Here is a 590-nt window from a genome sequence, read left to right on the forward strand (position 1 = left end):
GACACCACGCCGACCATCGACGGCAAGACCGAACCGGGCGCTGACGTGGTCGTCACCTTCCCGACCGGCGAAGAAGTTCACACCAAGGCCGATGATAACGGCGACTGGTCCGTGACTCCGACCCAGCCGTTGCCTGAGGGCAACAACGACATTAGCGTCGTGGCGATCGACCCGGCGGGCAACCAGAGCGAGCCGACCGTCATTTCCGTGGAAATCGACACCACCGCTCCGGATGCTCCGGACGCGTGGCTCGACCCGGCATCCGACTCGGGCGTTCCGGGTGACAACATCACCAACGACACCAAGCCGACCATCGACGGCAAGACCGAACCGGGGGCTGACGTAGTCGTTACCTTCCCGACCGGCGAAGAAATTCACACCAAGGCCGACGATAACGGCGACTGGTCGGTGACCCCGACCCAGCCGCTGCCTGAAGGCGACAACGACATTACCGTCGTAGCGATCGACCCGGCTGGCAACCAGAGCGAGCCGACCGTCATTACCGTGGAAATCGACACCATCGCTCCGGATGCCGACACGCTGGCGATTACCGGTGTGCTGGACGATGTCGGCCTGGTCACGGGCAACAT

The 590-nt window shown here is 63.6% G+C and carries 1 protein-coding gene; it reads left to right on the forward strand.

Annotated features, from left to right (window positions below; all coding sequences use genetic code 11):
• Positions 1-590 (forward strand): Ig-like domain-containing protein (locus N5C91_RS31860; RefSeq protein WP_279834531.1); only part of this gene is annotated, 590 nt, incomplete at both ends.

The organism is Pseudomonas sp. GD03903 (assembly GCF_029840045.1).
In the GTDB taxonomy this organism is placed as follows: domain Bacteria; phylum Pseudomonadota; class Gammaproteobacteria; order Pseudomonadales; family Pseudomonadaceae; genus Pseudomonas; species Pseudomonas pseudonitroreducens.